Source organism: Streptomyces sp. NPDC005799, from assembly GCF_040630525.1.
Classification (GTDB): domain Bacteria; phylum Actinomycetota; class Actinomycetes; order Streptomycetales; family Streptomycetaceae; genus Streptomyces; species Streptomyces griseorubiginosus_B.
Genome location: NZ_JBEXXQ010000015.1, coordinates 175,394 through 183,200, shown reverse-complemented (window position 1 = coordinate 183,200; position 7,807 = coordinate 175,394). Strand labels below are relative to the sequence as shown.

The window sequence follows — 7,807 nt, the reverse complement described above, 5'->3', positions numbered from 1 at the left end:
CCACTGTGTTAGTTCTGAGGCAACGACTGTGTTTTTCCGGTCGAACTTCATAGTGTTTCGGTGGTTATAGCGTGAGGGAAACGCCCGGTTACATTTCGAACCCGGAAGCTAAGCCTTACAGCGCCGATGGTACTGCAGGGGGGACCCTGTGGGAGAGTAGGACGCCGCCGAACAATTTGTGAGAAAACCCCGCACCTTTCCGGTGCGGGGTTTTCTGCGTTTACAGTGACTCCATGCGCTACGACCTCGTCATCTTCGACAACGACGGCGTCCTCGTCGATAGTGAGCCCATCTCCAACCGGCTCCTGGCCGCCTATCTGACCGAGCTGGGGCATCCGACGTCGTACGAGGACTCCATCCGGGACTACATGGGGTCGGCGATGCACCGGGTGCATGACCTGGTGCTGGAGCGGACGGGACAACGGCTCCCGGACGACTTCGACGACGTCTTCCATGGGCGGGTGTTCACCGCCTTCGAACGGGAGTTGGAGCCGATGCCCGGGGCCGTTGACGTGCTGGGGAAGCTCGCGGCGGACGGGGTGCCGTACTGCGTGGCGTCCTCCGGGAGTCATGAGCGGATTCGGGTGGGGCATCGGAAGACCGGGCTGGACCGGTGGTTCGGGGAGGAGCAGATCTTCAGCTCCGAGGACGTGGGGCGGGGGAAGCCGGCGCCGGATCTGTTCCTGTACGCGGCCGAGCGGATGGGTGTCGCGCCGGAGCGGTGTGTGGTCGTCGAGGACAGTCCGCTGGGGGTGCGGGCGGCTGTCGCGGCCGGGATGGAGGTCTACGGGTTCACCGCCATGACGCCTGCCGCCAAGCTCGTCGGTGCCACCCAACTGTTCAGCGACATGTGTGAGTTGGCAGGGCTGCTCGGCTGACAAATGTCATGCCGAGCCCTGGACGATCGTTTCTACTGCCGCGGGCGTGCCCTCCGCGAAGGTAGAGGGCATGACGACGAAGACGAGCAACACCGACAAGGCGAACAAGCAGAGCACCTTCGGGCCGCTGATCGTGGACGTGGCGGTGCCGCTCGGAACGTACTACCTGCTGAAGGACGGGTTCGGCGCGAGCACCTTCGCCGCCCTGGCCTGGAGCAGTGTCGGGCCGGCGCTCCGGACCGTGTGGGGCGTGGTCAAGGAGCGTCGGGTCAACGGTCTGGCCGGGCTCATCCTGCTCGTGAACGTGGTGTCGCTGGCGCTGAGCTTCGTCTCCGGTGATCCGCGGCTGATGCTCGCCAAGGACAGCGGGGTCAGCAGCACCATCGGTATCGCGATCCTGGTGTCGGTGGCGCTGGGACGGCCGATGATGACCGAGGGGCTCAAGCCCTTCCTGGTGAAGGGCGACGCGGCCAGGGACGCGGCCTTCGAGCGGCTGCGGAGCGGATCCGCCGCCTTCCGGAGGTCGGAGCGGGCGTACTCCGTGGTGTGGGGCGTGGCGCTGCTCGCCGAGTGCCTGGTGCGGGTCGTGGGGGCGTACACGCTGCCGGTTGACACCATGGTGTGGCTCGGCACGGTCATCCTGCTCGGGGCGATCGGGATCGGGATCGTGGTCAGCGGCGGGCTCGCCGCCGAGCCGATGGCCCGGATGGTCTCCGCCGAGGTGGCCGCTGCCGCCACCGCAGAGGTTCCCGAGGTCGCTGTCGCTGCCTGAAGGCACCGAAGGTAAAGGTGAAGGAAATTCATCTTTGGCTGGATCTACCCACAGGTAGCCAGGGGCCCTACGCTCGCCGCCATGACAGATGTCTTGCGGCGCGGTAGGGCCTCTTTGGCGTTGAGCTTCTTCGCCCAGGGCGCCACCTTCGCCCTTCTGGTGACCCGGATCCCGGCCATCCAGGACCGGTACGGCGTCTCCGACGCGCTGCTGCCGGCCTTCCTGGCCGCCGTGCCCATCCTGGCCGGCGTCGGAAGCGTGACGACCGAGCAGTTGGTGAAGCGAATACGACCCAGTGTGCTGCTGCGCTGTCTGCAGCCGGTGGTGATGCTGGCGCTGGTCGGTGTGGGGTCGGGGGACCAGCTGGCCGAGCTGGGGATCGCGCTGGCTGCCTTCGGGCTGGCCGTGGGCGGGCTGGACGCCTCGATGAACATGCTCGGGGTGAGCCTGCAGCGGTCGTACGGGCGCAGCATCATGCTCAGCTTCCATGCCGCGTTCAGTCTGGGCGGCATCGTGGGGGCCTCGCTGGCCTGGGTGGGGGCGCACTGGCATCTCGCGCTGTGGGTGTCGTATCTGCCCGTCGTCGCGGTGCTGCTACCGGTCGTGCTGATCGGGAGCCGGTGGTATGTCGACGCCGATCCCGTGGCCGTGTTGGCGGAGGAGCGGAGCCAGGGGCAGTCGGTCGTCTTCAAGCTGCTGCTGCCGCTGTGCCTGGTGATGACCTTCGCGTACATCGGGGACTCGACCGTCTCCAACTGGAGCGCCAAGTATCTGAAGGACGTGCTCGGCAGTTCGGAGCAGCTGTCGACGGTGCCGTACAACGTGTACATGGTGACCACGCTGGTGGGGCGGTCGCTGGGGGACTCGGGGGTACGGCGGTTCGGGGCCGTGGCGGTCGTGCGGCTGGGGGCGGTGGTGGCCGCGGGCGGGTTCGCCGTGGTGGCTGTCGCGCCCGGGCCGTGGGTCGGGATGCTCGGGTTCACGCTGCTGGGGCTCGGGCTGTGTGTGCTGGTGCCGCAGACCTTCGCGGCCGCCGGGCGGCTGTTCCCAGGGGCGTCGGACGCGGCCGTGGCGCGGCTGAATGTGTTCAACTACGTCGGCTTTCTGATCGGGTCGCCGCTCGTGGGGGCGCTGGGGGACGCGTGGAGCTACCGCTGGGCGATGCTCGTGCCGATGGTGTTGGTGCTGGTGACCCTGGTCTACGCCCGCTCGTTCGCTCCCGCGTCGGACCGATACGGTGGCGAGCATGAGCGGCCGCGCACAGCTGATGTGGGACGAGGCAGTAACGGGCTATGACTTCGGTCCGGACCATCCGATGGATCCGGTCCGGCTCGCCCTGACCCGGCGGCTTGTCGACGCCTTCGAGCTCGACAAGGACATCCAGGTGGCGGCGGCGAAGCCCGCCGGGGAGTCGACCTTGCGGCTCGTCCACCGGGAGGACTACATCGCGGCCGTGAAGGCGGCCTCGGCGGACCCGGGGGCCGCGGACGGGGCGTACGGGCTCGGGACGATGGACGATCCCGCCTTCGCCGGGATGCACGAGGTGTCGGCGATGATCGCCGGGCAGTCGGTGGGGGCGGCGGAGGCCGTGTGGCGGGGTGAGGCGCTGCACGCCGTGAACTTCGCGGGGGGGCTGCACCACGCCATGCCGGGCGGCGCGTCCGGGTTCTGCATCTACAACGACGCCTCGCTCGCGATCGCGCGGCTGCTGGAGCTGGGGGCCGAGCGGGTCGCCTACGTCGACGTGGACGTGCATCACGGGGACGGGGTGCAGGCGGCCTTCTGGGAGGATCCGCGGGTTCTGACGATCTCCCTGCACGAGCATCCGCGGACGCTGTTCCCGCAGACCGGGTGGCCGGAGGAGACGGGCGCGGACTCGGCGGAGGGGTCGGCGGTCAACGTCGCGCTGCCGGCGGGGACCGGCGACGCGGGGTGGCTGCGGGCTTTTCATGCTGTGGTGCCGGAGCTGATCGCGGACTTCCGGCCGCAGGTGCTGGTGACCCAGCACGGGGCCGACACGCACTTCGAGGATCCGCTCGCGCATCTCGCCGTATCCCTGGACGCGCAGCGGTCCGTGCAGGTGGCCTGTCATGAGCTGGCGCACGAGTACGCCGACGGGCGGTGGATCGCGCTGGGCGGCGGTGGTTATGCCGTGGTCGAGGTCGTGCCGCGGTCGTGGACGCATCTCGTGGGGATCGCGGCGGGGCGGCCGGTGGAGCCGGAGGCGGTGATCCCGGAGGGCTGGCGGCAGGAAGTCTTCGCGCGGACCCGGCAGTTGGCGCCGGCGCGGATGACGGACGGGCGGTGGCCGGTGTCCTTCGCGGGCTGGGACCAGGGGTACGACCCCGCCGACCGCCTGGACCAGGCGGTGCTGGCGACCCGGCGGGCGGTGTTCCCGCTGCGGGGGCTGCTGGCGTAGCCGGCCAGGGGAACGGCCGTGCCGCGTACGGGCCGTTACGCCAACTGTGCGGTGTTTGGCTGTTCGTGTGGTCCGGGCCGTGGCCGTCCGTCACCATCGCTGACGTGTTGAGCACCGGGGCCCTGCGAGCCCATCTGCTGGCCGCTCGTCTCGCCGGGGCCGTCGCCACCTCGCGGGAGGAGAGTCTGCGCAGTTATCGGCTTTTCGCCGCGCGGGATCCTCGGGTGCTGATCGGTCTCGATCCCGAATGGACGTGGCGGGAGCGAGATGTGATCGGTTTGATGGCGGACAAGTGTGGGGTTTCGGGCGATCCCGGCCATGTTTCCGGCCATGATGTGATCGATCCGGAACGGACACTGGCCGCTCTGGACGCGTTCGCCGGGCGTCTGGCCGTGGTGGCCCAGCGTGGCGCTCCCGTGCTGCTCGGCACCGGACACCCGCACCGGCTGCTCGGTTTCTACGCAGCCTTGGCGGACGCGCTGTCGGCGGCGGGATGTGCCGTCCTCACACCGGCGCATGGTCGTCGTGTCGACATAACGACCCGGTTCGGTCTACGTACGTACAACCTTGAGTACGTACGGGGAGTCGCGCTCGTCCGGCAACCCGGTGCCTCTCGCCCCGGTTGTGCGACCGGCGCACACACGCACTCACCGCTGCCGGTTCGGCTGGCGCTGGCGGCGGCCGCGGAGGGCGGCGGGCCGCTGCCCGAGCTCGTCGTCGGAGACCACGGCTGGGTCTGCGGGGCAGGTCAGCTGGGGTTCGAGGCCATCGGTCTCGCCGATACGGACGACCCCGCGCTGTTCGTGGGGGAGGCCGAGGGGCGCGTGTCCGTCGTCGTTCCACTTGATGACGCCGTGCGGTCCGCTTACTACCGGCCGCTGACCCGCTACGTACTCAATCGAGCGTGTCTGTCACAGTAGGCCTGCGATGGGTGCACCTCTTCCCCACTCGCATCACCCGCACCTACATTGGGGAGTGAGCACGCAGCGACGAAGAGTCACCGGAAGGGGAAGCCGGTGGCCGTCGAGTGCGGAAGGTTCAGGTGTGTCATGGCTGCTGAGCAGAGGCCTCTGAGCGAGGTTCAGTTCCTTACCGTGGCGGAGGTCGCCTCGGTGATGCGAGTGTCGAAGATGACCGTGTACCGGCTGGTGCACAGCGGTCATCTGCCCGCGATCAGGGTGGGGCGGTCCTTCCGCGTCCCCGAGAACGCGGTTCACGAGTACCTCCGCGAGAGTTACGTGGGGGTGGAAACCGCCTGACGACGTGGCTTCGGGGAGATCCTCAGGGCACTTCGGGATCTCCCCCGGCAACCTCGATTACGACCTCAGCGCTCGGACCGGTAGGCTAGCCCCTCGTAGGTCGTGTGGGCCCATGGCGCCCAAACACCGAGTGATGAGAAGTGAGCGAGGGTAGTCGTGGGCTCTGTTATCAAGAAGCGGCGCAAGCGGATGGCCAAGAAGAAGCACCGCAAGCTGCTCAAGCGCACGCGCGTTCAGCGTCGCAACAAGAAGTAAGCGGCGCCGTAGAGCGTGTTCTGTGGCCCCCCACCAGACTGGGTGGGGGGCCACACGCATATGCGCTCCCGGCGTGTCGGTGCCTACGCACGCGTTTCACATGGCTTGCTCTGTTCGTACGTCTGTGGATGTCGTTACTTCGTGCATTGGGCGGTCATCACAGCGCAACATCGACCCGCTAAGTTGGCCGCACACGGGGAACGCGGCAGGCTACGACTACCGGACGGTCTGGAAGGAAGGCGCTGATCTTGGGCAAGGTCGTGCTCGTGACCGGAGTGGCCCGCAGGCTCGGGGGCCGGTTCGTACGACGGATTCAGCGTGACCCGCAGGTGGACCGGGTCGTCGCCGTGGACGCGGTCCCTCCCGAGCATCATCTCGGGGGCGCCGACTTCATCCAGGCCGACATCCGGCAGCCCGGCATCGCGCGGGTCCTCGCGGAGACCGCCGCCGACACGGTCGTACACCTGGACGTGACGGCGATGGCGCTGGGCAGTGGCAGCCGGACCACGGTCAAGGAGACCAACGTCATCGGCACCATGCAGCTGCTGGGTGCCTGCCAGAAGTCGCCGACGGTGAAGCGGCTGGTGGTGAAGTCCAGTACGAACGTCTACGGCTCCGCGTCGCGCGACCCGGCCGTGTTCACCGAGACGACCCCGCCCAAGTCGCTGCCCTCCGGCGGGTTCGCGAAGGACGCCGTCGAGGTCGAGGGGTACGTGCGCGGATTCGCGCGGCGGCGGCCGGATGTGGCGGTGGCCGTGCTGCGGTTCGCCAACATCCTGGGGCCCGCCGCGGACACTCCGCTCGCCTCGTACTTCTCGCTGCCCGTGCTGCCGACCGTGTTCGGCTACGACCCGCGGCTGCAGTTCGTGCATGAGGACGACGTGATGGAGGTGCTGCGGATCGCCTCGCACGAGCCGGAGCGCGGCACGCTCAACAGCGGCACCTTCAACATCGCCGGTGACGGCGTGCTGCTGCTGTCGCAGTGTTCACGGCGGCTCGGCAAGCCCACCGTGCCCCTGCTGCTGCCCGCCGTCACCTGGGCCGGCACGCTGGTGCGTACGCTGGGAGTGACGGACTTCTCGCCGGAGCAGATCCGGCTGCTGACGCACGGCCGGGTCGTGGCGACGGACCAGATGCGAGAGACGCTCGGCTTCAGGCCGAAGTACACGACCGCGGAGACGTTCGCGGACTTCGCCCGCAGTCACGGACCCGGACTGCTGCCGCCGGAGGCCGTCGCCGGGGCCGTCGACCGGATCGCCGCACTGCCCGTCCTGGGCGGTGGCCACCCCCCGACGCAGAGCGCCAACTGAGGAGCGCATCAACGATGGCGGACGCCAAGGTCATTCCGTTCGACGACGACCGGTCCCGCGGGGGCGCCGTGCAGCGGCCGACGCGGCGCCGGGGCGCGGGGAGCAGGCGCAAGAACACGGATTCCGCGCTGGTCGGTGAGGTCCAGCCCCTGCCGGGCAGGGGTCCGGCGCAGGATGATGTCCCTGTGACACGTGAGGAACAGCCGGCCGAGAAGCCGCGGGACGACGGTGGCCTCGAGCGCCGGATCGCCGGGGGGCTGGACTTCCTGCGCCGGCGCCTCACCGGCGACTACGAGGTCGACGACTTCGGGTACGACGAGGAGCTGACCGACCAGGTCCTGATGTCCCTGCTGCGCCCGGTGTACGAGAAGTACTTCCGGGTCGAGGTGAAGGGCGTCGAGAACATCCCGGCCGAGGGCGGTGGGCTGATCGTCGCCAACCACTCCGGGACGCTGCCGCTGGACGGTCTGATGATGCAGGTCGCCGTCCACGACCACCACCCCGCCGGCCGGCATCTGCGCCTGCTGGCCGCGGACCTCGTCTTCGTGCTGCCGGTGGTCAACGAACTGGCCCGCAAGCTCGGCCACACCCTGGCCTGCGCGGAGGACGCGGAACGGCTGCTCGGGCAGGGCGAGTTGGTCGGGGTCATGCCGGAGGGCTTCAAGGGCATCGGCAAGCCCTTCAGCGAGCGCTACAAGCTGCAGCGCTTCGGCCGGGGCGGCTTCGTCTCCACGGCCCTGCGCAGGGGCACACCGATCATCCCGTGCTCGATCGTCGGCGCGGAGGAGATCTACCCGATGATCGGCAACGCGAAGACGCTGGCCCGCCTGCTGGGCTTTCCGTACTTCCCGTTGACGCCGACCTTTCCGTGGCTTGGTCCTCTGGGCGCGATCCCGCTTCCCACCAAGTGGACG

9 protein-coding genes and 1 rRNA gene are annotated in these 7,807 nt (G+C 68.9%); all 10 read left to right on the top strand.

Features of this window, described 5'->3' with window-relative positions; genetic code table 11:
• Positions 1-56 precede the first annotated feature (56 nt).
• Positions 57-173: ribosomal RNA gene (gene rrf / locus ABZ453_RS17480) — 5S ribosomal RNA — on the top strand.
• 60 nt (positions 174-233) lie between these two features.
• Entirely contained in the window at positions 234-878 is a 645-nt protein-coding gene (locus tag ABZ453_RS17475; RefSeq protein ID WP_359015820.1) for an HAD family hydrolase, read from the top strand.
• A 70-nt stretch (positions 879-948) separates the two neighbouring features.
• Positions 949-1,650 carry a VC0807 family protein gene (locus tag ABZ453_RS17470; protein WP_359015819.1) on the top strand — a complete coding sequence of 234 codons (702 nt, stop codon included), beginning with the start codon at positions 949-951 and terminating at the stop codon, positions 1,648-1,650.
• An 81-nt stretch (positions 1,651-1,731) separates the two neighbouring features.
• A complete protein-coding gene (locus tag ABZ453_RS17465) occupies positions 1,732-2,946 on the top strand; it encodes an MFS transporter (RefSeq protein WP_359015818.1) in 1,215 nt (404 codons plus the stop codon).
• Positions 2,897-4,069 carry an acetoin utilization protein AcuC gene (locus ABZ453_RS17460; RefSeq protein ID WP_359015817.1) on the top strand — a complete coding sequence of 391 codons (1,173 nt, stop codon included), beginning with the start codon at positions 2,897-2,899 and terminating at the stop codon, positions 4,067-4,069. The genes ABZ453_RS17465 and ABZ453_RS17460 overlap by 50 nt, the downstream gene beginning before the upstream one ends.
• A gap of 104 nt (positions 4,070-4,173) precedes the next feature.
• Positions 4,174-4,989 (top strand): phosphatase, encoded by an 816-nt coding sequence (locus ABZ453_RS17455; RefSeq protein WP_359015826.1) that lies wholly within the window; start codon positions 4,174-4,176, stop codon positions 4,987-4,989.
• Positions 4,990-5,118: 129 nt separating this feature from the next.
• A complete protein-coding gene (locus ABZ453_RS17450; protein WP_016437488.1) occupies positions 5,119-5,328 on the top strand; it encodes a helix-turn-helix domain-containing protein in 210 nt (69 codons plus the stop codon).
• Positions 5,329-5,484: 156 nt separating this feature from the next.
• A complete protein-coding gene (locus tag ABZ453_RS17445; protein WP_003948845.1) occupies positions 5,485-5,583 on the top strand; it encodes an AURKAIP1/COX24 domain-containing protein in 99 nt (32 codons plus the stop codon).
• 248 nt (positions 5,584-5,831) lie between these two features.
• Entirely contained in the window at positions 5,832-6,893 is a 1,062-nt protein-coding gene (locus ABZ453_RS17440; RefSeq protein WP_359015816.1) for an NAD-dependent epimerase/dehydratase family protein, read from the top strand.
• Between the two features lie 14 nt (positions 6,894-6,907).
• A partial coding sequence (locus ABZ453_RS17435; RefSeq protein ID WP_359015815.1) for a lysophospholipid acyltransferase family protein occupies positions 6,908-7,807 on the top strand: 900 nt, incomplete at its 3' end.

Excerpts from the sequence above, each read along its gene's own strand:
- ABZ453_RS17475 (WP_359015820.1), top strand. The coding sequence starts at position 234 with ATGCGCTACGACCTCGTCATCTTCGACAACGACGGCGTCCTCGTCGAT.
- ABZ453_RS17470 (WP_359015819.1), top strand. The coding sequence starts at position 949 with ATGACGACGAAGACGAGCAACACCGACAAGGCGAACAAGCAGAGCACC.
- ABZ453_RS17465 (WP_359015818.1), top strand. The coding sequence starts at position 1,732 with ATGACAGATGTCTTGCGGCGCGGTAGGGCCTCTTTGGCGTTGAGCTTC.
- ABZ453_RS17460 (WP_359015817.1), top strand. The coding sequence starts at position 2,897 with ATGAGCGGCCGCGCACAGCTGATGTGGGACGAGGCAGTAACGGGCTAT.
- ABZ453_RS17450 (WP_016437488.1), top strand. The coding sequence starts at position 5,119 with ATGGCTGCTGAGCAGAGGCCTCTGAGCGAGGTTCAGTTCCTTACCGTG.